The sequence below is a fragment of the Mycoplasmatota bacterium genome (assembly GCA_018394295.1).
In the GTDB taxonomy this organism is placed as follows: Bacteria; Bacillota_I; Bacilli_A; order Haloplasmatales; family Haloplasmataceae; genus JAENYC01.
This window is the reverse complement of the sequence record CP074573.1, coordinates 883,684-908,550: the sequence shown is the minus strand read 5'-3', so window position 1 is coordinate 908,550 and position 24,867 is coordinate 883,684. Positions and strand designations below refer to the sequence as shown.

Sequence of the window (24,867 nt, the reverse complement as noted above, 5' to 3'; positions counted from 1 at the left end):
ATTATACCATTTTTTCTTTACATATTTAAATATTTTTTTTGATAATCCTTAATTTCTTTTCTGTATAAGATGAATTTAAATAATTCTACAGTTTTGTAAATTTTCTTTAATGATTAATTTTTCACTTTACACCATTTAGGAATGTTTTATAATTTAAGTTAAGTTTAAATAAATCATATTTTTTATTTGCGTAAATTATTGATTCTAAATTGTAATGATTTTGTTTGGATAAAAAAAGCATCACTCTGATGCTTCATTTTTTGAAATAAATTCTTCTAATTGTTTTAATGTCATAATATCTTCAGATTTTGTTTGAACATCTGAATTTTCATTAGTCTTAATATATTCACCATTTTTGATAAAATAAGTTGTAGGAGAAGAATTATAATCTATTTCATATGTTGTTAAAAAATTATAAAATTCTGTTGTATTAGCAAAACTTTTATCAGAATATATGTAGATTAAATCATCTTGTGTATGTTTATTAACATATTTTGTGATGGTACCCTCTTTATATTCTTGACATCCTCCACATAAACTTTCACCAATCACGATAATAAAAGAATCTTTATTTTCAAATTTCTGTATTGCTTCCTCAGAAGAATTCAGTTTAACTTCTATTTTTTCATCCTTTGTACATCCTAATAACCCTACAAGAACTATAACTAAAATAATAATACGATTTAATCTAATTTGCATAATTGACTCCTTATGTTTTTTCTATTTATTATTATATTGTATATTCTATATATTAACAAGTTTTTAAATAAAATACCTGGTAAATATAAATTATTTACTTTCTATAAATATTGGGTTATAATACATAATAGACTTAATAACAAAGGAGTAAAACAATGATTAAATATACAAGTGGAGATAACACGTTTAAATATTTTATTATAGGTATATTAATAGTTGCTACCTTACTAATTGTCGGAATAATTTCTTTAACAGTTAAAGACTCTAAAATTAAACCTCGAAGTCTTCCTACAGCACTAGAAGAAACGAATGTAAATCATGCCGCATCAATGAGATATGGTAATAGTGAAAATGAAGAAGAATATTTTGTTTACTTCTATTCCCCTAATTGCGGACATTGTCAAGTGTTAATGCAAAGTGCTGCTTATCAAAACTTCATTAAAAATCCTAAAATTAGAATGTATAAAATTAACGTTAACGAAACAGAAGGTGGTCAATTAGCTAGCGATATTGGACTTAAAGCTACCCCTACAGTTATTTACATTAAAAAAGTATCAGAAGGAAAATACATTATAGATAAAATGCCAGGTTCAGAAAAACCTCAAAAAACACTTATAAATTTTACAAATTAAGAAGATTAAAGAAGCTATAGGTGAGACTATAGCTTCTTTTAATCATTTCTATCTGTAGGTCCCTTATGATAAACTTCATCTTTAGAAGCAATTAATTGATTATCATAAAACCACTTTAAATAATCAGTTACATCAAATCCGAAAACAGGATCCCATTCAGCTATATTGACAACTTTACCCTCCTTGTAATGGATAAGTGATGGGGTATAATAAAAACCATAAGATTTATATGTCTTTCTTTGTTCTATAGACTTCGTTGATTCAATGATTTCTGATACATCAAAATAATAAAACGGATTATCTCCTAAGTCATATCTTAACTGTACAAAATTACCTTCTTTATCAAAATCAACAAAATACTTTGCGAATTCATTTTCGAATTGACGAGAATCACCACAATCAGGTCGCCCTATATAAACATAGAATTCATCTTTATTATCATATAATGTTTTAAATTGATTAAAATTTAATGTTGGTAAATAAGTAAATGGTTGATAATTACTATCCTCTTTATTCTTTTTAATTTGAATATTAATTATACCAACTATTGCAGCGAATAATAAGATAATGATACTCACTAAAAAAATATTTTTTTTATTCATGATATTTCCTCCATTACTTTAAAAGAAAATTACTAAAATTTCGTCTTCAATTATACCACTGAACCAAATTAATGTAAATTTGTATAATTATCCATCATGCCCGCAACTAATACCATATAAACTAACTAATTTTATAAAAAAGTAGATATTTATTAACTTTTATTAAAAATTTTATGGTAAAATAAATAAAAACATAAGGAGAATAATTATGTCATTTGATTTAATATTTTTTAAAAATAAAAATTCAAAAATTACTTTAGACAATGTTGTTTCATTTTTTACCAAGCAAAAAAACTTTACAATTAAACCCCTAGATGTTGATTTATATCAATTTGTGTACAAAAATAATGAAACAAGTGTTTCTTTTTCTATCATTTATAATGAAAAAAATGAATTGTTTACGGATATTTCTTTTGATGATGCTTATGAATTTTGTTACACTTATTTCTCCATTAATTATTTACGTCCTTCTTTTTATGCCCTAGAAGCTATGCCAATTATTGAAAACTTATCAAAAACTTTTGATTTGTACATAAACGATATTCAAAGTTTAACAGAAGAAAAGAATACCATAAAATTATATACTACAGAAGAATTAATCGACTCGTATATTAAAAATAATGAATTAACATGTATTGAATTTAATAAACAATATCCATTACTGTCAACTACTAAAGAAAAATCGAATTATTATTATTTTTATTCACTTGAAAAGAAAAAACTAAACCAAATCTTTAATATAGATGTCCCTGATATTTCTTTTATCAAAAATATAAATAATCAATCAATTTATACTGTATTTTCATGGGATAATCTAAAAGGAAGCCTCATTCCTAAATGTGACTATGTATTCATTACAAGAACCTACAAAGGATTTTTAGGTCTTAAAAAACATAAAACAAGTTTGATACCATTTGATGAAGTGATAGATATATTTTCAGACATGTTAGAGAAAATTGACCATGAATTAGATTGTTATTTGTTTCATTCAACAGATGATGAGAAAACAAATCAACGTTTTTATGAATTACCAGAATATGATCACGATGAATTTGAAGTAATCAATCTAGATGAAATTGTCGATGTGAATTTGTAAAAAGGTACTAAAAATCTTTTATTGTATTATATAAACAAACGCTCTCTATCATCGAGAGCGTTTTATAATACATATAAATTTATACTAATCATTTCCTAACTCATAATATGAAAATGATTCAATAAAGGACTTATCTTCATCTTTCATAACCACTAATGTTGTGTTTACATGTTCAATAATGGTTTCAACACGCTGAGGTGGTACAGAAATCATCAATTGTATATTTAATTGATGATAGAATTCCATCATTGCGTTTATTCTAGAATCATCCATATTGTTAAATGCTTCATCAAACAACACAAAACAAGCAGGTGAATCCCGTTTTTTATCATTCATAAGTTGTTCAAAACTAGCTGCGATAACCACATAAAAAGGTGTTTGGGTTTCTCCACCACTCTTTTCTCTACTTACTTTTGAAAAATAAGTAGATTCTCCATTTTGATGATTAATTTTAATATCATAACTCATATAATTACGATAGTCACAGAATTTGGCAAGTGTTGTATACGCCTCTTGGTCATTACGATCAATGACTAGTTTATCAAATAACTCTTTAAGAATTAATTTGTTTTGATCGCTTATTGACTCTGTAAATAATGTATCCTCATAACATTCTCCCTCTTTCATAATTAACTGATAATATCGACCATATTCATGATGAGGACTTGCTTTATAAATAAATTCATATTCATCTCCACCAAACCTTTTATTTTTTAATGCAAGATTAAGATAATTTAATTCTTCATGTGCTATTATAATATTCTCCCTTAGTTTGTAAATAAATTGTTCTTTAAAGGCAATTTCACAATTTAATCGTGCTTCCTTAGCTTGCTCTTGATATTTTATTAATTCGTAGTTTCTAATTTTGTTTAATTCATCTAAATAATTATTAATTCCATCTATCGTAGGACTAAAACCAACATGATATTTGATATTAAACTGATTCATTTTTGACATGAGATTTACTCGTGACTCTTTCATTTTTTCTTCGTTACTTTTTATCTCACTTTGACAATAAGTAACTACTTTAGTAATACTATTGTGTAATTGTTTCATTAAATCATCAAAATAATCTTTAATCAATGAATCAACTTCCTTATGATGTTTTAATTTTTCTTCATGAATTATTGTTAACTCATTCTTTTTATTTTCTAAATCACTAGACAATTTCCCTTCATTTAAAAAACAATTTTTCTTCTTTTCTTCAATTTTAATATATGCTTCTTTTTTCTGTTTTAATTCATTATATAAATTATGTACCTCTGGATTAATTTTAAAATGTTGACATTTATCTCTCATAACTTTTAATTCATTATTTATTCGATGTAATATCGTAACTGATTTCAAATTTTGAATCACATAATCTAATTGACTTGCTTTAAGACGTTCTAAATAAAATTCTTTTAAAGAGATTGTTTTTACACAAAAATTACGCTTATTTACTAATTCTTTGTTTAACTTTTTTTGATTAATTAACTGTAACTTTACTGCTTCCATTCCTATATATGGTTTACTATATATCTCTTGATTAATTTGTCTTGCTGTATAATTTTTATATACCATACATGTTTTTGTAATTGCTGATTTATATTGTTTTAATTCACTTACATGCTCACAACATATCATACGATTAAGTAACATATTGACATAGCATCTTGCATCACTGTGCTTCGAGATAACTTTTGAAGCTAAAGATTTTTCTTTTGTTTCTTTATAACGCTCTAACTCCTTTGTATTCACCAATCCTACCCCATATAAATGTTCTTTATTTTTATATTTTTCATAAATATATAGTGCTTGATCAAAATAAATTGGGTCTACGATTAAATCAAAACGTTGCGTATTTAAATATCCTTCTAAAGCATAACGCCATGCTTCATCTTTAACTTCAATTAATTCACATAAGGCATATACACGGCAATTCTTATCTCCGATTTTTCTTGTTTCAGCTTCAATCAATGTTTTCAACCGTGTCACACGATGATCAAACTTCATTTGATTTTTTTCTAAATGATAAATTGTATCGTTTACTTTATCTAATTCGCTATCATAATCGGATTTTTCTTTTTTTAAATCATTGATTTCTATCAATAACTTTTCTTTTATCTTTTCATAACTTTTCTTTATCTCTTTCATTTGATTTTTCATATTTTCTTCTTCAAATGCTTGATTAATATTGAAATGATGTAAAAAACAGTCCTCTTTTTTAATATGCTGAAAAACATACATTGCCAATTTCTTTTCATGATTCACTATAATATTTAAATCATTCACAACACTTAAAAATTGTTTTTTCTCATTCTCCTTAGCTTTTATCAAACGTTCTAATTCTTGATAATACTGATAGGAAGTATTTTTATTTAATCCGTGATTTATTTTTTCAATCTCTTCCTGAATGACTAGTAGCTGTTTTTCTAATAATAATTCTTCTTGTTGTGTCTTATTAATATTTTTTTTAATCCTTTCTAATTCATTTTCAATTCTATTTTCTTTATCGACTAGCTGTTTATAGCCACTATATTCCATTAATTGATTTAGTAACCCTTCCTTATCCTCGTAATTTCTATAATTTTTGTATATACTGGCAATATCAGTTAATATCGCTTCTTTTTGACTTAAAGATTCTATTAAGTTTTCAAACTCACGATAACTTCTTACATTTTGTCTTAATTCATCAATAGAAACGTTTTTTTCATTCAATAAAAAATCAAATACAAATTTATTTAATTCATCAATTGGTCTAAAGGCAAGTGCTTTTGGAATTAATTCAATATATTTGTCATTTTTAATGCCTAATGTATCTAAGAATAGTTTTCTGGTTTGCTCCTTCGTATCACAGAAAACAACCTCTTCATTTTCTTTTAATAAATTCTTTTTGAATAAAGCATACCCTCTAATCATATTATCTTCAACAAATAATGTATCTTGAATTTCATTATTTTTTAATACATAAAACCGCTCATAAATTCTCCCCGATTTATTGATTTCTAAAATAGCCCCAATAATAAAAACTTTAGAAGAATTATCATCAAAAAATTCTAAAGCAATATGACTTATCACATCTTTATTACGTAAATATGTTTTATTTTCTATTCCTAATTTACATCTTAAATAACCTTCTAAGTTTCGTTTAGCTTGTAAATTTGCGGCAGAGTTAAATTTTGCCTTTCCTCCAGTTAACACATATTGTATTGCATCTAAAAATGTTGATTTACCAGCTCCGTTCTCTCCTGAAAGCAAACAATTATCATGAATATTAACGGTTTGATTAGTAAAAAGATGCCAATTAATTAGTTTAATTCGAACTAATTTCTTCACAAATTGCACCTACTTTTTGATAAGATGTTAATTTATCAAATATTTCATTGATATCTTTAATATGCACTGCATATAGAAGTGATGGATATAACATTATCCGACTACTATCATCCTTGATTTGATGATCAAGAATGTTAAGTAAGTTATAGCGACTAAATAATCCTAAAATTTGTTTTAATTCAGTTTTACTAATCCGTCTATCTTGTAAACCGATTGATAAATATTTATCATGTATTTCTTCTAGATGAATAATTACTTGATTCATTAATGATACTTCTCGCATTTTTTCATCATATAATAACCTTAATATTAATAATACGATACTTTCATTTAATTTTAAATTTAGCCGATTACGTCCTTGTTTATTAAATAAAGAAATAAGACGATTTGTCGTATCAAATAATAATTCACATTCCATCAACATAAAATATAATTTAAATAAATCAAAATGACTTGTAATAAAATAGTAATCGTTGATATCACTTTCTTTTTGATTCGTTAAATAATTGACATATAGTAATTTATTAACGATACGCGAAAAGTTTGTTTTATCTTTTTCATGTAACCCAATATAGTTATTATAAAAGCATAAAACTTGTCCATTATCCATATCACTTTCTCCTTATTTCAAAGTCATAAAAAAGATACCCTTGATTTTGATATATCTGATTAAGTTTATCAACGCTATAATCTACATCACTTCCTGAATACATATATATTAAAATCAATTTCGTATAATCCACATAATTATTTAATGGCAAAGAAGAAGCCAATATTCTTTCCTTTTTATTTAATAATTGTTTTACATAGGAATTAATATGTTTTAAGTTATAAACATTACTTTCAAAAAAGTTTTTAAACTTTTTTTGTTTTTCTTCAAATGATAAAGATATTTCAGATTCAATTGTCTGTACAGAATTCACATAAGTTTTATCCGGCATTGTATATAATGAATTTGGTGCTAAATATTTCTGTGGAAATAAATTAAATACACATTCTTCTTTAACACCTTGATTCATTTTTTTCTGTTTCACATAATGTCGTAAGATTAGATTAATTTTCCCTTGTAAATCTTGACTATTATTAACGATAAATAAAATTTTAGAAATTGATGTGTGAATATACTTTGAATTTTTTTTATCAATTTCTGACATAATGTGTTCAAAATTCTCAAAACTAGAAATGATATAGTCAATCTGATCATAAATATGAGACTTTGCTTTTGACAATTCAGAATATTTCTCTTTTTTAACTAAATCATAACTTACTTTTTTTATAATCGACTCATTCATACTAATTTCATTTAATTTACTAATTATAAAGGGGCGATATTTACTAATATTTTCAGATGTCTTTAATCGTTGGTAATGCTTGTCTATAATATTTTTTTTATAGTCAACAAATAGATTACTTACGATACTCTTAAGATCATTAACATCCTTTTTATTTAATAAATCTTGAATATATTTTTTTATATTTGCATTTAATGACTTTAGTTTGTTCATCACAATTGTGGTATTATAATAAATTTGATCTAATATATCACTTAAAGAATCTATTTCCATATTTTTGACGGCTGAATAAATGATAAAAATATATCCTAAATATTCAAGGGCTTCACTCTTTTTCAAATCACTTAATGTTTTAAGTAAAGGAATTGCATAAGATGTGAAATTAACAATTACTTCATAGTTTGCATCTTCTTCTTCAAAAATCCATCCACATTGTCTAAGTCTCCTCAATACACCAATTGCTTTTTCACGTGGTATTTGCTTATTATCATTATTCGATTGATTAAAATAAGTAGATAATAATTCTATGATTGATTCTTTCTTTCCACCAAATGAATTTCCTTTTCCTAAATAATGAAACATCAAAAATAAACAATCAGCATATTCTACTTGATTTGTACAAGCCAATACACTAAAAAAATGTTCGGGAAGTATTTCATATATTTGATGTGTATTCATATCATCACGCTTTCAAATATTACTAATCTTATAAATATATATTCATGTTTTTATTAATATATAAGTTATTTTTTTAATTTTCAACCTACAAATAAACCGATAAAATTTAAAAACAAAAAATCCTATTGAAACTTCAATAGAATTCTTTTAAAATTGTCATTTTTTAATAACTTTATCATAAAATTAGATATTATTTTCTTATAAAAGCTATTTCATCATAATCACATACAGGATAAAAACCAACTTTTTGATAGATACTATTAGATATTGGATTTTTTAAATCAGTAAACAAACCGCAAAATTGATAGCCATCGTCTAACAATTGCGTACAAACATCTGATACCATATTAGTGGCATATCCCTTTTTTCTATAGTGGGGTGGTGTATATACATTATTTAAGATAATCCCGTTTAAAGTCTTCCGACCTGCAGCTATCATGCTAACTGGTATGTTATCTTCATAAACATATAAATAACCAAATTCAATTTGTTTTTTAAATTTATCAACTCTTAATAAAAAATCAGATGTTCTAATTTCAATGTCACATTCATGTGCAAACGCATCATTCCAGTAAGGAATATAGTATAAATCATCCATTGTTGCTTTTCGTAAATAACCTTTATCATTTTCTCTATATTGAACTTTATCTAAACGATAGATACGCATATTCATATTTACCTTGGTACTAATATTTGTTTTTTTTATGTAGCGATCAAGAAATCTTTTTGATAATTGTTTTTCAGTAACAATCCCAGGTATATCTATTTTTTGTTGTAATAGATAATCGATTAAACATTCTAATCCCTCATTACAAGCTTTATTTCCCACTTCAAAGATTAAAAGTGGAAAGGGTGGCGTTTGCATAACAATGGTTTTTATGTCATCATTTTCATTTTTAACTGTTGCTAAAAAAAAGTTTCTTGTATCTTGATGATATTCTTTCGCACGAATACAATTTCCAATTATCAAATTATTTTGAAGTTCATACTGAGCTAAAAATGAAAAGGTTTCATTCATATACTCTGTTAAGGTATCATATACTTTAATTTTCATATTTGACTCCTTCACCTACAATTTTCTATATTTTACCATATGTGGGCAAAAAATCAAATAAATAGTGTATAATAAAGATATATTTAACCAATGGGAGGATAAGATGGATGATTTAAAACTTGTTATTGATTATTATCAGGAATACGAAGAAGACAAACGTTTATTTAGGGATAATGCACATAAAATAGAATTTTTAACAACCGTTCACTATCTAGATCAGTTCATAAAACCTAATATGCGTGTTCTAGAGGTAGGTGCTGGTACTGGTATTTATTCTTACTATTATGCAAATAAAGGCGTTCAAGTAACTGCCTTTGAATTAGTAGATAAAAACATTAATATATTGAATGAAAAACTTCAATATAACGCACCTATTGAAATTATTCAAGGAGATGCCCGTGATCTATCTATTTTTAAAGAGAATCATTTTGATGTAGTTTTGTGTTTAGGACCACTTTATCATCTTCATAGTGATAAACATAAAAAACAATGTATAAATGAATGTTTAAAGGTAGTAAAACCCAATGGATTGGTTGCATTTAGTTATATTAATAATTATATGGCTTTCATTAATGAGGCGTTATATGACAACCGTTTCCTTACGATTGAAAATATTGACAATATGTTAGATAACTTCTCAATCGGCGGACATTTCTGTTTTCTAAATCCAGATAAAATAGAATTACTCCTAAATGACTTTCCATTTGTGATTAAGCACCATATTGCAGTGGATGGATTAAATTATACACTAAAAGATAGCATAAATAACTTTAATGATAGGACATTTAATAATTGGTTTTACTATCACTTAAGAACTTGTGAAGATAAATCGATTTTAGGATACAGTTCACATGGGCTTATAGTAGGAAATAAAAGGTGAATATAACCAAAAATAATAATAGGAAGCATACTTAATCCGCTTCCTATTTTTTTCTTTTTTATAATAAAGACTTATTCAGACCAGAACAAGTCATTTAAAGATTTATCTAGTGCCTTACATATTTTAAGACATAATTTTAGTGTAGGGTTATACTTTCCATTTTCAACCATACCAATTGTTTGTCTCGTCACTCCAACAATAATTGATAAATCTTCCTGTGATAAATCTTTTTCAATTCGGGATAACTTCATTTTAATATTTTTCAATAGTCTCACCTTACGCAACTTATTTACAAAAATAACAATAATAAACTAAGCCCATTTAAGAATATATTTCTTTTCAATATCGATTTTAAATGATCTTTACTATATTTTTGCTTTGTGTTATATTTATCCGTTTTATTATCATATTGTAGTTTAAATAAAATAAGGATAATAATTAAATAGGGATAAATAACATAATAGAGTGCATTTTCAATCTGATTTAAAATCTCCATATAGTCATGATGAGTAAGAATAAATGTACCATAACAAAAGGCCCCATATCCAATATATATGACAGTTAGTAAGAAATTATTTCTAATTTCTAATTGATAAAAATATTTAGTACCACTTCTAACTAATATTTTTCGATGCAACCTATTTAATAAATATAATAAAAGTATTGTCAACAAAATAAAAAAATAAAAGTAAAATCCTTTATACTCAAATGCATAAATCATGACAATAAATATGATAAATTGATTAAGTAAATCTGAATATGGAAAATAGTCATACTTAAAAATTTGAATAATTAACTTTATGGAGATTCCAATTTCAAGTATTATTATCAACCAAAAACAATATGAGTGAGTTTGAATTAGATCGTAAACAGTTGAACCGATAGATAAAAACATAATCACTAAGGTTAGTCCATAAAAACTCATGATTGAATGGAATTTAACTAATTTCATAATCTGCTCCTTTAAAAATCATAACACTATTATATCATTTTTAGAAAGATAAACAAAGAATCCTCTCTTGGTTATACAAATAAAAAGTGAGTCATATGACTCACTTTATGCAACTTTAAATTGTTTATTATATAAATTCTTATAAACGTTCCCAAGTGTTAATAACTCATCGTGTGTACCCTGTTCTACAATGTGACCATCTTTTAGAACGAGTATTTGATCTGCATTCTGTATTGTTTGTAACCTATGGGCAACAACAAGTGTTGTTTTACCTATCATTAATTGATTTAAAGCTTCTTGTACAAGACATTCTGATTCTGTATCAAGGGCTGATGTGGCTTCATCTAACAGTAGAATAGGCGCATTCTTTAAAATTGCTCGAGCAATCGCAATTCTTTGACGCTGGCCTCCTGATAATTGTGTACCACGTTCTCCTACTTTAGTATTATATCCATTTTCCATTTCTATTATAAACTCATGTGCATTAGCTGCTTTTGCTGCTTGTATTATTTCCTCTTGTGTGGCGTCTTTATTACCATGACGAATATTATCTTCTATTGACCCTGTAAATAGATAGGCATCTTGTGGAACATAAGCCATTTGTTTTCTAATATCAGTAATTTTCTGTTGACTTATTGATTCACCATTTATTAATAAATCTCCACTACTAGGCTTGTAGAAATTAAGAATCAACTTAAATACTGTAGATTTCCCCCCACCACTCGGACCAACTAAAGCATATACTTTCCCTTTAGGAATGCTTAAAGATAATTTTTCCAATACAAGATTATCATCATATTTAAATGACAAATTCTCCATATCTATAATGTGATTTGTCTTGTTATTTTCTGTTTCTAATGTATAACTAACTGGTTCTTCTTCTTCATCGAGTACTTCAAAAACACGCTCAGAAGCAGCTAGTGATGATTGCATATTCGTTATAAATGTCCCTAATAATCTTGCAAGATTTCTAATCCCATTCTGTAGTTGGGCAATCGCAACAATTGCTCCAATAGTCGTACTACCTTGTATTGATAAATAAACGCCGACACACATTAACCCACCAAAACTAATAAATCCACTAAGTGCATTTAATGCTGATATCACAGCTTGAGTATTAACTCTTTTAACAGAAACATCATAAACATCTTGATTATTATTGCCAATTTTCTTCATCATTAATTTTTGTAAATTAAACACGCGAATAACATGGACTCCATCTAACAAATTTGTTAAAGTTTTATTTAATAAAGCTAAGTTTTCTTGAACTTTTTTACCTAAAACCCGCAATATTTTAACATAATATAAGTTCACAAATAAGGTAAGTCCTGCACCAATAATAGAAATTATGGCTAAGCGCCAATCTAGATAGAATGAATAAAAGATTCCACCTATTGCAATTATTAATGTAACCACCACTTCTGTAAAAATAGTATCATATACTTTTTCAGTTTCAGATATATCATTTGTCATTCTTGAAACAATATCACCACTATGGTTATTTTTAAAAAATGATACAGGTAATTTTTCTAACTTTTGAAAAACAGCTTTTCTAATATTTCCTGTTGTTATATAAATTATTTTATTAACGATATATGCAAATATTGGGAAGATAAGAAAAATACCAACAATAAGGAGCGCATAAAATTTAACCGATTGTAACATTTGATTTATATTTCCTCTCTCGATTGCATCAAACATTTCATTAAATAGTGTTGCAAGAAATGCTTGAACCGCGAAGCCACATAGCCCGAGGATTAATAAACTGATCAAATAAATAAATATGTTTTTTTTCATGTATGATAAAATTCTTATAAAACAATTTCTTTTCATTATGCGACCTTCCCCTCTTCTTCATTTTCAATTTTCATTTGCTTTTGATAAAGACCTTTATATATTCCATCTTTAGATAATAGTTGTTGGTGTGTACCCACTTCTACAATTTTACCATCATCAATCACTAAAATACGATCAACATTTTTAATAGTTGATAAACGGTGTGCGATAACGATACTTGTTGTATTTTTCATTAATCGTTCTAGTGCTTCCTGAACTAAACTTTCTGATTCGTTATCTAAACTTGAGGTTGCTTCATCTAGAAGTAAAATTTCTGAATTTTTTATAACCGCTCGTGCAATGGATAGTCTTTGACGCTCTCCGCCTGATAATCGGTTTCCTAACTCTCCAATAGGTGTTAGATATTGATTTGGCAGTGATTCAATGAAATGATGCGCATTAGCTATTTTAGCTGCGTTTTGTATCTCATCAAATGAAATTTCTTCATTTAATTTTCCATAACTTATATTTTCTTCTATACTATCAGGAAAGAGGTATGTATCTTGAGATACTAGTGATAATCGTCTTCTTAATTCAGTTAAATTCCACGTTTTTAATTCTTCTCCATAGATATTAATTGATCCCTCATAATGGTTATAGTAGCCTAAAAGCATTCGCATAATGGTTGATTTCCCTCCCCCACTTGGTCCTACTAAAGCGATTGATTCACCCCTGTTTATACTAAGATTTATATCTTTTAATACTAAATCGGTTTGATCTGAATACTTAAAATCTACATTTTTAAATTCAATGATTGGCGAATGATTATTTATTTTGTGGATTTGCCCATCTGTTCGTTCTGTTTTACTATCTAACATATCAAATATTCGACTACAAGCTGCTAAATCAACTTTTGCCGTTGTAAATAATCTTGGAAGGACTATAATCGGATTCGTCACATAGTTTAATAAATTTATAAAAGCTAGCAAGTCTCCAACTGACATTTCTCCATTAATAACTAAATATCCTCCAAAAGAAAAGGTAATAAAGAAAGGTATAAGTGAAAATAGATTCGAAAATGAATTGATCAAAGCTCTTTTTTTCGCAATTTTTTTACCCTGTCCTACACTTTCATCAATTATCTCATAATAGTTTTCTCCTAAAACCCCCTCTAGCTGATAAGCCTTACTTACCTCAACGCCTTTAATATAATCCTGAATGTGTGAATTAGCCACACCTAATTTTTCTTGTAATTTTTTACTAACTAATGTTAATGGCTTACTTAACAAATTAACACCGATAAAAACGATTGGAATAACAGCTAATGAAACTAATGTTAATTTCCAACTAAAAATTAATAAATAGACAAATGCACCTATTCCGGTAAGTGGATACCAAATTAAACCAGCAAATGTATCGTTTAAAAAGTTTTTTACTTTATTGACATCATTAGTTGCTCTTGATACATAATCTCCTGTATGATTTGTGGTAAATGTTTCCATATCTAACTGGTTATATTGATTAGATAATTTTTCTCTTATAAATTTTAACCCTGACTCTGAATAATTGCCTAATAATTTCGTTCTAAAATAAATAAAAGAAATTTCAAAAACAGTTAATATTAATAGAAAAATTAACGTGTAATAAAATTGACTAAGATCTTTTGATATAGCTGAGTCTGTCATCACTTGTATAAAATAAGCTGACGCTATTTCTGTTGTAGATACAGCTAAAATAAAAATGATTGCTAATATAAACCACTGCCTTTTAGGTAACATCTTAAATAATGAATGAATAATTTTTATTGTCCCTCTGTTCTTCTCCATATATATCATACTCCTTTAATAGAACATTGTTTTGTTACACTAATATTATACTATCATTTCGTCCATTAGGCAATACTTTTTTTAAATTAAATTATAAATTAATAGTTTTACAATATTTTAAAGTTTTTATTAATTATTTTTAATAACTAAAAAACATCTGTAAAAAAAAAGTATATTTGAAACAATAGAATCAAATATACTCATTTAACACATATTAAATTTATAAATTCCTTATTATCTTTATTTTTTCAAAGAATCAACTATTTGAATACTAATTATAGCAATAAATAATGGCTCAATTAGTTTATAAAGAGGATTAAAATGATATGATAAATTCATGCTTTTTGTATAATAAATATTTCCTAATAGTAAGATAAAGGTAAACAAAAATGATGTTATAAAAACAGAAAAGAATCGTCTATAGGTACTTTTTATAATAGTAAATCGTTTATTTAAATAATTGGGTAAAATCGAACTAATTAATCCAAGTAAAATAAACCCGATAAATAAAAAGCTAGTTAATTGATAATCATACCTATAAATGACATCTTTTAAAGGAAGAACTAAAGTGAAATTCAAAAGTGTTAGAAGTAATCCTGATTTTATCGCATTCACTCGATTGAGTCGTAAAGACGCTACAATCACAATAATTTGAGTCAATATAGGGATAAAATCTATTTTATAATAATCTAAATAATATAATAAAAATGCACCAATAATTGATATCATATTTAAAATAAAATAAATGATACTCTCATCTTTTATTTGTTTAGCTCTACATTTTTCAATATGAGAGATTATTTCTTGATCAACTTCATTTTCTATAAGTTTCATAACAATGTCATTATAATCATTATCATTCATTTCTTTAACTAAAACAATTAATAATTCTAAAGATAATTTCTGTATTAATTTTATATCATCTAATTTAATAAATTTTAAATGATTATCTCCTAATATGTATTTGAAGTACTTAGATTTATCTTTATCATTACTAAAAACTTGAATAATAGAGTCACATACTTGTAGCAACTCTTCTTTATTATGTTTTATTTCTACTACACGTTCACTAATAAATTGATTATAGTATTGTTGGTCTTCTTCATTAAAGTATTCTAACATATTCATCCCTCTTGTATATTGTTTTATCCAATAGTTTTTATATTAATCCTCCTACTATTTTACATGATTCTTCATCATTATACAATTATTTCATGAATTTATTCTTTATGTATTTAAAATAGATGAACATAATCTTTAATATTTTTGTTAAATATCAATTTTTCAAAAAAAATTAACATTTTTTGCATAAAGGATAACCTTTCAACTCATAATATTACTGCAACGAAAAAGTTGCACAATTTCATAATGAATCCCCCCCTATTCTTCTATCATACTTCTCCTCTCCCTTTCACATATACTTACTTAGTGACTTATGTCACATCCTATCACTTCAAGACCATCGAAAGATGGTCACTTTTTTTTGAATCCACTTTTTTTGATAATATTTTTACTTCTATCTTATTATAATTAAGTTAGAAGGAGGTAGGTAAAATGTTTTTAAGTACAACAGATTTTATACCAGGCAAAGACATTATGGAGCATAAAGGATTTGTAAAAGGCGCAACTATTCGTGCTAAACATATTGGAAAAGATTTATTAGCTGGGCTTAAAACGATAGTTGGGGGAGAAATTAAAGTTTATAAACAAGCACTAGATGAGGCAAGAGATATTGCGATACAAAGGATGACTGATGAAGCAAGTAAATTAGGCGCAAATGCGATCATCTGTGTTCGATTGCAAACATCACAAATTATGCAAGGAGCTACAGAAATGATTGCTTATGGAACAGCGGTAGTCATAGAAGATAAAAAATTAACGGTTCTATAATATTTGGTGTGGGTAATAAACTCACACCATTTAATTTGCATAAAAAAATGAGACAGATTTCCAATATCCTGATACAATTAATAACGACGAAATCACTAATGAAAGGATTGGAAATATGTCTCAATACAATTGTATCGTAAAAGTACTAAATTTAAAAGATGAAAATATTTCTTTTAATGAAAACTTTTACTCAGAAGAAATTATTAAGGGTGTTAGATCACAAATCTATTATGGAACTCTCACATATCAGCCTCAATATTGTTATTCATGTGGTTGTGTATTTGATAACCAGTTTGAAAAGCATGGCTTTAAGACATCTACAATAACTTTACCTAAAGTATCTAATATGAATGCTTATTTAAAACTTAGAAAACAACGTTATAAATGTCATCATTGTAATAGTACCTTTACTCTCAAGACATCTATTGTTAATCAGCATTGTTATATATCTAATAATACTAAAGTAGCTGTTGCTCTTGCAGCTTCTAATAAGATTTCTGAGTGTGATTTAGCCAAAGAACATAATGTATCACATTCCACTGTAAATCGTGTTATAAACAGTTTCTATGAAGTGCATAAGCCTAATTATAATTATTTACCTGAACAACTTTGTTTTGATGAATTTAAATCAGTTAAATCATCAGTAGGGGCTATGTCTTTTCTTTTTGTGATGCTCATAATGGAAGCATAATTGATATCGTTGAAGATAGACGCTTAAATTCATTAATCAAATATTTCCAACGATACACTAAAAAGCAAGGAGAAGTGTAAAATTAATCGTTATCGACATGTACAAGCCCTACATTCAACTTATAAAGATGCTCTTTCCTAACGCTAAAATAGTTATGGATAAATTCCATATTATTCAATTAATCTCTCGCTCATTAAATAAAACTAGAGTTAGAATTATGAATCAAGATAAAAAGAACTACAATAAGTTTAAACGTTATTGGAAGCTTATATTGAAAGATCGGGCTAAATTAGACATCAAAAATTATAGAAAAGTTTATTGTTTTAAACAAATGATGTGTGAAGAAGATATTATAAATTATTTACTAGATCAAAGTAATGAACTTAGAGATACATATGAACTATATCAGGACCTTTTACATAGTATTAAAAACAAAAATCCAGAACTCTTTACAACTACTCTTGATCAAATTGAACAAGAATACCCAAACATATCAGCTTATATGAAAACATCAGTTAAATCTATTCGTAAGAATAAATCCTATATTCTAAATCTAATGTCTACTAATTATACAAATGGTGTAATTGAAGGTATAAATAATAAAATAAAAGTTATCAAGCGTATAGCTTTTGGTTATAGAAGCTATCATCATTTTAAACTACGAATTCTCATTTCTCATGGAATGGGAACAATGAAAAGAGGACTAAGTCATTCAGCTTAATCCTCGTAATTGATTTAATGTCAGTTTATTGGATATTCTCTACCCACACTACTTGACAAAGAGCCAAATTAACTTAATATTACAAGTAAAATACAATAAATGCTTTTCATAACTGAAAAGCATTTATTTATTTTATTATTAAATTAATGCCATGGGGCTCTATTCCCACGATTTTTTCCTTTCCCTTTTCCTTTTGAATAACCTACATTTCCACTTGAACTCATACCACCTGGTCGATTCATATTATTCATCATTCTTTCCATATCTCTAGGATTCATGTTCATCATTTGTCGCATCATTTTTCGCATTTCTTCAAATTGTTTAGTCATACGATTAACCTCAGAAATGTCTCTACCTGACCCTTTTGAGATACGATGCTTTCTTGCCGAGTTAATTAAATCTGGATTTTTTCTTTCTTTTTCTGTCATTGAATTAATAATTGCACTGATGTAATTAAATTGATTTTCATCTATATCAATATTCTTAAGTTGAGAACCTAAACCAGGGATCAATTTAAGAATTCCTTTTATATTTCCTAATTTTTTTATCTGTTTAATTTGTTTCAAGAAATCATTATAGTCAAAAGTAGCATTTTTAAACTTCTTAGCCATTAATTCTGCTTCTTCTTCATCAATAGCATCTTGTGCTTTTTCTATTAAAGTAAGCACATCTCCCATCCCTAATATACGATCTGCCATACGTTCAGGATGAAATATTTCTAATTGATCTAATTTTTCACCAAGTCCCATAAATTTAATTGGAACACCAGTAACTTTTCTGATAGATAGGGCAGCACCACCACGCGTATCTCCATCAAGCTTTGTTAATACAACACCTGTTACATCTAATTGTTCATGAAAAGACTGTGCAACATTCACAGCGTCTTGACCAGTCATCGCATCAACAGTTAATAATATTTCATCAGGTTTTGCGATTTCTTTTATCTTTTCTAATTCAAGCATTAATTCTTCATTAATATGAAAACGACCAGCCGTATCGATAATCACAACATCAAACTGATTATCTTTTGCATAATCTAATGCTTTATTTACTATCTCCATTGGCGTCACTGTAGTACCCATTTCAAAAGTTGGTACATTGAGTTGTTTACCAATTGTCACTAATTGGTCAACTGCAGCAGGGCGATACACATCAGCAGCAACAAGTAATGGTTTTTTATTCAATTTTTTACGACAGTATAATGCTAGCTTTCCTGAATGGGTCGTTTTCCCAGCACCATTTAAACCAACCATCATAAAAACAGTAATTCCATGAATTTTAAAAGTTAAATTTTCACTAACATTTCCCATAACTTTTTTCAATTCTTCATGAACAATCTTCACTACTTGTTGTCCTGGAGTAATTGATTTTAATACTTTTTCTCCTAAAGCTTTTTGTTTTACCTCATTTGTAAACTCTTTAACAACTCGATAATTAACATCTGCCTCAAGTAGTGATAATCGGACTTCGCGCATCATGGTCTCAATGTCGTTTTCAGTTAATGCACCTCGTCTGGTTACTTTTTTTAGTGCTGATTGCAATCTATCTGATAAACTATCAAATGCCATAGGGAATCTCCTCTCTATTCTAATTCTTCTAATTGATAAATATATTGAATTAATTGACTATTCGATGAGAAGTCAATTTTCATTTGATCTAAAATTTCTTGTTTTCTAGTAAACTTATTAAATAATTGAAGTTTTTCTTCATATTTATTTAATTGTTTGATTGTTCTTTGAATATTATCATAAATCGCATTACGACTAACTTGATATAAATTAGCAATTTCTTGTAAACTTAAATCATCCTTAAAATACAACAGCATATAATCAAGTTGTTTTTTTGTTAGTAATGCTGAATAAAAATCAAGTAACATATTAATTCGAATGGTTTTATCAAAATCAATCATGGAATCACCATCTATTCAAACATATCGGAAAATAATCCATATATATATTGTTCAATATCAAAATATTCTAAATCAGTTATTGCTTCACCCATTGTAACAAATTTGATTGGTAATCCTAATTCATTACGAATTGCGAGGACAATTCCACCTTTAGCAGTACCATCTAATTTTGTTAATACAATCCCAGTTACATTGGTGGCTTCAGCAAAGGCCTTCGCTTGATTCATGCCATTTTGACCAGTTGTTGCATCAATTACTAATAATGTTTCATGTGGAGCATTTGGTACCTCACGATTAATAACACGATATACTTTTTCAAGTTCTTTCATTAAATTAAGTTTTGTTTGTAACCTTCCTGCGGTGTCACATAATAGCACATCTACTTTTTCTTTTTTTGCTTCTTGAATTGCTTCATACATAACAGAGGCAGGATCACTTCCAGCTGGTTTAGAGATACAAGTACATCCGACACGTTCAGCCCAAACCTTTAATTGATTAATAGCCCCAGCTCTAAATGTATCGCCAGCTGCCATCATAACTTTTTTTCCTTCTAATTGTAATTTATGAGCTATTTTTCCAATAGATGTCGTCTTACCAACACCATTAACTCCTACAAAGAGTAAAACAGTTAACCCTTCTTCATTTAGATTTAAATTAGTATTAACGATTTCATCTTTAACATATATTTCAAACATCTTATCTATGATAATACTTTGAAAGGTCTTCATATCTTCTATATTACGTAGTCTGACATCTGATTTTAATTGATCAACCACTTCTAAAACAGTATTAACCCCAATATCAGCCATAATAAAAATTTCTTCTAATTCGTCAAATAAGTCATCGTTAATAACATCATAAGATTCAAATAATGCTTTTAATCGTGACATCATTGTACCACGTGATTTTTCCATTCCCTTTTTATATTTTTCTGCTTTTTCTAATACTTGTATTTCTTCATTTGACATTTGATTTTTATTTTTATTAAATATATTTTTAATATTATTAAATAATCCCATTTGGCACACTCCTAATTATAACTCTATAACTTTTATATTATACCATATAACATATTAATATACAAAAGCTATTTAATAGATTTAAAAAAGGCACAATTTAAGTGCCTTAATCTAAAGATTCATATCCATCAGGTGTATTTTCAATATACTGATCAGTATCTTCTAAACGAACTGAAACAATCGTTGTTACCCCACGTTCTTGCATGGTAACACCATATAAAATATCAGCCTGTTCCATTGTTCCTTTTCGATGGGTTATTACTATAAATTGAGTTTGGGGACTAAATTTACGTAGATACTCAGCATAACGTAAAACATTCGCTTCATCAAGTGCTGCCTCACACTCATCTAATACACAGAATGGAACTGTTCTAACTCTTAAAATCGCAAATAATAAAGAAATGGATGTTAAAGTTTTTTGTCCACCTGATAATAAATTAGAATTTGATAATCGCGTTCCTGGAGGTTGAGCATTTATTTCAATTCCAGTGTTTAATAAATCTGTTTCATCTTCTAAGATTAGTTCAGCACAGCCACCATTAAATAATTGTTGAAAAACTTGGTTAAATTCAATATTTATTTTTTCAAATGTCTCTTTAAATCTTTCAACCATGACTTCATCTAATTCTTTAATAGAAGATAGGATGTTTTCTTTTGCTTTTATTAAATCTTCATAATTCGATTTTAACGTTTCATAACGTTCTTTTACTTGTTCAAATTCCTCAATTGCATTCACATTTACGTTTCCTAAACTATCCATATGACGTCGCAAGTTTCTTACTCTAATCTTAGCCACTTCATAATCCATGGTTAATGAAAAGTTTTCTTTTGCATAATCAAACGTTACATGATATTCATCAATTAAGAAATCCATCAAATTACTATAGCGAACATCAATACGATTCTTTTCAACATCTACTTCATGTAAATTATTAGTTGTCGTACGAACGAAACGCTTGATTTCATTATTTTCACGTTCTAAATGTTGTATTTGTTCTAAATAATCAAGGTTTTTCGATCTAAGTTCACGCAATACCTCATTTATATTTTCACGTTCATGATATAATTCTTGTATATTTTCTTGGTCTAAACTTTGTTTTAATTGATTAATTACTTGCTGTTTTGAACGCAAATATTCCTCTAAACGAGTGAGTTCAATTCTTTGACTATAAAATAATTGATCTATGTCCTTAACCTCTGTTTCTCTTTGATCAATTTGTTTTGATAAATCTTTAACTTCAATCTCTAACTTAGATAGTTTATCATTAGCTTCCTCTAGGGCTATACGTTGTTGTAGTAATCTTGGAGCCTTATTTTTTTGACGTCCCCCGGTCATACTACCCCCTACATGAATGACATCTCCATCTAAAGTAATTATCCTATAAGCATTATTAATTTTTCGAGAAATCTCAGTAGCATGATTTAGATTATCACAAATTAACACATTTCCTAATAAATTATTCATTACTCGTGAGTACTTATCATCAAACTGAATTAAATTAACTCCTAAGTTAATAAATCCAGTTTGTCCGTTTAAAAAACTGAGCATTTTTTGATCAATTAAACGAGATTTCATTGCTTCAATTGGTAGGAAAGTAGCTCGTCCTAAATTTCCTCGTTTTAAAAATTCAATTGCAGCTTTTGCATGTTCTACCTTATCAACAACAATATGTTGCATCGCAGCACCTAAGGCAATTTCAATCGCATTGACATACTTCTCTTCGGTATTAATTAAAGATTCAACGGTGCCTTGAATACCTTTTAATAAACGTTCATTTAATACATTTTTAACGCCACCATAATAACTATTAGAAAAGTCATTTAACATTTGTATTTTTGAGATTAGCGCATGTTTTTGTGAATTTTTATTATAATACAAATTTTGTAATCTCGTCAATTCACTTCTATTAGAAGCCAAAACTTGTTGATTCTCTGTAACCTTATTTTTTAAATTCTGATATTTTCCCTCAAGTTGCTTAAGTTCATTTAAATTTTCTTTAAATATTTCTTCAAAAGGTAGATATTCTTCATTATCTCCAACTAGTGCACGTCGTTGTCCCTCTGTATAACTAATCTTTGAAGTAACTTCAATCAATGAATTTTGCTCATTTGTTATATCTTCATCTAGTGTTTTTTTCAAAGTTTCTAATTCTTCAATTTTTTGACTATTTTTCTTTTCCATTTGTTCATAATTAAAGATTTGAATGGATTGTTCTTTCATTGATTTTTCTAATTCCTTAATTTTTGTTAAGGCTATTTCAATGTCTCTTACATATAATGCCACTTCAATATTCTCTAACTGTCCTTTAATTTGAAGATATTCCTTAGCAACAACGCTTTGTTTTTCCAAATGTTGATATTGAGATTCTAATTCGTTCAAAATATCAGCTGCACGTAGTAAATTATTTTCCGTATGTTCTAAATTACGAACAGTTTCTTTTTTGCGATTTTTATATTTTAAAACACCCGCTGCTTCTTCAATAATTGATCTTCTATCATCACTTTTTCCTTCAATTACTGCACGAACTTTATCCTGAGAAATAATTGATAATGAATCAGCTCCAATTCCAGAGTCTAAAATCATTTCTCTAATATCTTTCAAACGAACCTTTTGCTTATTAATATAATAGTTACTTTCCCCAGAACGAAACAAGCGTCTTGTTATCGATACTTCTTCGTAATCAACTGGTAATGCTTTATCACTATTATCTAATACAATGGTAACTTCAGCGATATTAAGAGGGGATCTTTCAGTGGTTCCATTAAATATTACATCAGCCATTGTACTTCCACGTAAACTTTTACTAGATTGTTCACCAAGTACCCACTTAATAGCGTCAGAAATATTTGATTTTCCAGAACCATTCGGACCAACAACCGCTGTAATTCCTGCCTCAAATTCAATTTTTGTTTTTTCCGCAAACGATTTAAAACCAATTGCCTCAATTCTTTTTAATAACATATTTACCACCTATTTCATTTTCATACTATTAAATTATACAATATTTGACACCATAAGAAAAGGTCAAGGAAAAAAAGAAATACAGTTCTTATAAAAAAACCTATAAAATGGATATACGGAATGATTACCAATCCATTTTATAGGTATAATTTTATTTATCAATTTTAACAGTTTCGTAGGCCATTTTATCTAGTGCAACTTTAGCAGCGTTTTGTTCTGCCTCTTTTTTAGAGCGACCTTCCCCTGTTCCCATATTGATGTCATCCATATAAACTTCTGATATAAATGTTTTATTATGAGCAGGTCCTATTTCACTAACTATTTCATAACGAATTGAACGGTTATTATCGGTTTGAACTAATTCTTGTAATTTACTTTTATAATCAACATTACTAAAATAACCATCTATTACTAACGGAAAGATAACTTGACTAAGAAATTGATAGACACTATCATAACCTAACTCTAAATAAATAGCTCCTAATACTGCTTCAAATGCATCCGCTAAAAGGGCAGGTCGATTTCGTCCACCACTAATTTCTTCTCCTTTTCCTAATCGAAGATAGTCACCAAGATTAATATTTAACGCATAAGTTTCAAGCGCTGTTTCACACACATGCTGAGCACGCATTTTTGTCATTTCTCCTTCAGCAAAATGTGCATAATTTTTAAACAGAAACTCTGACATTGCCAGTTCTAAAACTGCATCACCCAAAAATTCAAGTCGTTCATTATCTTCAAAATCATCTGTCTTATGCTCATTTACGTAAGAAGAATGAGTTAAAGCAGTCTCAAGTAAACGATAATCACTAAAATGAAGGTGATATTGTCTACAAAATTGTTGTAATGATTGACGGTTATTCATATTTT

20 protein-coding genes and 1 pseudogene are annotated in these 24,867 nt (G+C 27.5%); 5 read left to right on the top strand and 16 right to left on the bottom strand.

Annotated features, from left to right (window positions below; all coding sequences use genetic code 11):
* Positions 1-240: 240 nt before the first annotated feature.
* Positions 241-699: a hypothetical protein gene (locus KHQ81_04030; protein ID QVK18889.1), complete on the bottom strand. Its 459-nt coding sequence runs from the start codon at positions 697-699 to the stop codon at positions 241-243.
* Positions 700-854: 155 nt separating this feature from the next.
* On the opposite strand from KHQ81_04030, the gene KHQ81_04025 reads away from it, so the two are divergent.
* Positions 855-1,331, top strand: coding sequence for a thioredoxin family protein (locus KHQ81_04025; protein ID QVK18888.1), 477 nt, complete (start codon positions 855-857; stop codon positions 1,329-1,331).
* Positions 1,332-1,369: 38 nt separating this feature from the next.
* Here the strand turns inward: KHQ81_04025 and KHQ81_04020 are convergent, their stop codons facing one another.
* On the bottom strand, positions 1,370-1,933 hold the full coding sequence (locus KHQ81_04020) for a thiol-disulfide isomerase (GenBank protein QVK18887.1): 564 nt from the start codon (positions 1,931-1,933) through the stop codon (positions 1,370-1,372).
* Positions 1,934-2,141: 208 nt separating this feature from the next.
* Here KHQ81_04020 and KHQ81_04015 point away from each other — a divergent pair, with 208 nt between their 5' ends.
* Positions 2,142-3,029 carry a hypothetical protein gene (locus KHQ81_04015; GenBank protein ID QVK18886.1) on the top strand — a complete coding sequence of 296 codons (888 nt, stop codon included), beginning with the start codon at positions 2,142-2,144 and terminating at the stop codon, positions 3,027-3,029.
* Positions 3,030-3,113: 84 nt separating this feature from the next.
* Here the strand turns inward: KHQ81_04015 and KHQ81_04010 are convergent, their stop codons facing one another.
* From KHQ81_04010 to KHQ81_03995, 4 genes are all read right to left on the bottom strand, one after another.
* Positions 3,114-6,347, bottom strand: a complete 3,234-nt coding sequence (locus KHQ81_04010) for an AAA family ATPase (GenBank protein QVK18885.1) — start codon at positions 6,345-6,347, stop codon at positions 3,114-3,116.
* On the bottom strand, positions 6,325-6,957 hold the full coding sequence (locus KHQ81_04005; protein ID QVK18884.1) for a DUF4194 domain-containing protein: 633 nt from the start codon (positions 6,955-6,957) through the stop codon (positions 6,325-6,327). Before KHQ81_04005 ends, KHQ81_04010 begins: the two co-directional genes overlap by 23 nt.
* Before the next feature lies 1 nt (position 6,958).
* On the bottom strand, positions 6,959-8,317 hold the full coding sequence (locus KHQ81_04000; protein ID QVK18883.1) for a hypothetical protein: 1,359 nt from the start codon (positions 8,315-8,317) through the stop codon (positions 6,959-6,961).
* Between the two features lie 190 nt (positions 8,318-8,507).
* On the bottom strand, positions 8,508-9,371 hold the full coding sequence (locus KHQ81_03995) for a GNAT family N-acetyltransferase (GenBank protein ID QVK18882.1): 864 nt from the start codon (positions 9,369-9,371) through the stop codon (positions 8,508-8,510).
* Positions 9,372-9,474: 103 nt separating this feature from the next.
* Here KHQ81_03995 and KHQ81_03990 point away from each other — a divergent pair, with 103 nt between their 5' ends.
* The gene (locus KHQ81_03990) at positions 9,475-10,251 is read left to right on the top strand and encodes a methyltransferase domain-containing protein (GenBank protein QVK18881.1); all 777 of its coding nucleotides are present in this window, start codon (positions 9,475-9,477) and stop codon (positions 10,249-10,251) included.
* A 71-nt stretch (positions 10,252-10,322) separates the two neighbouring features.
* Here KHQ81_03990 and KHQ81_03985 read toward each other — a convergent pair whose 3' ends face one another.
* The 5 genes from KHQ81_03985 to KHQ81_03965 form a co-directional block, all read right to left on the bottom strand.
* Positions 10,323-10,517, bottom strand: a complete 195-nt coding sequence (locus KHQ81_03985; GenBank protein ID QVK18880.1) for a helix-turn-helix transcriptional regulator — start codon at positions 10,515-10,517, stop codon at positions 10,323-10,325.
* A 23-nt stretch (positions 10,518-10,540) separates the two neighbouring features.
* Positions 10,541-11,203: a hypothetical protein gene (locus KHQ81_03980; protein QVK18879.1), complete on the bottom strand. Its 663-nt coding sequence runs from the start codon at positions 11,201-11,203 to the stop codon at positions 10,541-10,543.
* Between the two features lie 105 nt (positions 11,204-11,308).
* Positions 11,309-13,036: an ABC transporter ATP-binding protein gene (locus tag KHQ81_03975; protein ID QVK18878.1), complete on the bottom strand. Its 1,728-nt coding sequence runs from the start codon at positions 13,034-13,036 to the stop codon at positions 11,309-11,311.
* Positions 13,036-14,805 (bottom strand): ABC transporter ATP-binding protein, encoded by a 1,770-nt coding sequence (locus KHQ81_03970; protein ID QVK18877.1) that lies wholly within the window; start codon positions 14,803-14,805, stop codon positions 13,036-13,038. The genes KHQ81_03975 and KHQ81_03970 overlap by 1 nt, the downstream gene beginning before the upstream one ends.
* Before the next feature lie 240 nt (positions 14,806-15,045).
* Entirely contained in the window at positions 15,046-15,927 is an 882-nt protein-coding gene (locus KHQ81_03965; GenBank protein QVK18876.1) for a hypothetical protein, read from the bottom strand.
* Between the two features lie 432 nt (positions 15,928-16,359).
* Between KHQ81_03965 and KHQ81_03960 the strand changes: the two genes are divergently transcribed.
* A complete protein-coding gene (locus tag KHQ81_03960; protein QVK18875.1) occupies positions 16,360-16,695 on the top strand; it encodes a YbjQ family protein in 336 nt (111 codons plus the stop codon).
* A gap of 115 nt (positions 16,696-16,810) precedes the next feature.
* Positions 16,811-18,107 (top strand): annotated as a pseudogene (locus KHQ81_03955) (ISL3 family transposase).
* Positions 18,108-18,250: 143 nt separating this feature from the next.
* Here KHQ81_03955 and ffh read toward each other — a convergent pair.
* From ffh to KHQ81_03930, 5 genes are all read right to left on the bottom strand, one after another.
* A complete protein-coding gene (gene ffh / locus KHQ81_03950) occupies positions 18,251-19,675 on the bottom strand; it encodes a signal recognition particle protein (GenBank protein QVK18874.1) in 1,425 nt (474 codons plus the stop codon).
* A 14-nt stretch (positions 19,676-19,689) separates the two neighbouring features.
* Entirely contained in the window at positions 19,690-20,016 is a 327-nt protein-coding gene (locus tag KHQ81_03945; protein ID QVK18873.1) for a YlxM family DNA-binding protein, read from the bottom strand.
* A gap of 11 nt (positions 20,017-20,027) precedes the next feature.
* Positions 20,028-21,035 (bottom strand): signal recognition particle-docking protein FtsY, encoded by a 1,008-nt coding sequence (gene ftsY / locus KHQ81_03940; GenBank protein QVK18872.1) that lies wholly within the window; start codon positions 21,033-21,035, stop codon positions 20,028-20,030.
* A gap of 106 nt (positions 21,036-21,141) precedes the next feature.
* Complete coding sequence (locus tag KHQ81_03935; GenBank protein ID QVK18871.1) at positions 21,142-23,997, bottom strand: AAA family ATPase; 2,856 nt, start codon at positions 23,995-23,997, stop codon at positions 21,142-21,144.
* A gap of 151 nt (positions 23,998-24,148) precedes the next feature.
* A complete protein-coding gene (locus KHQ81_03930; protein QVK18870.1) occupies positions 24,149-24,862 on the bottom strand; it encodes a ribonuclease III in 714 nt (237 codons plus the stop codon).
* Positions 24,863-24,867: the final 5 nt, after the last annotated feature.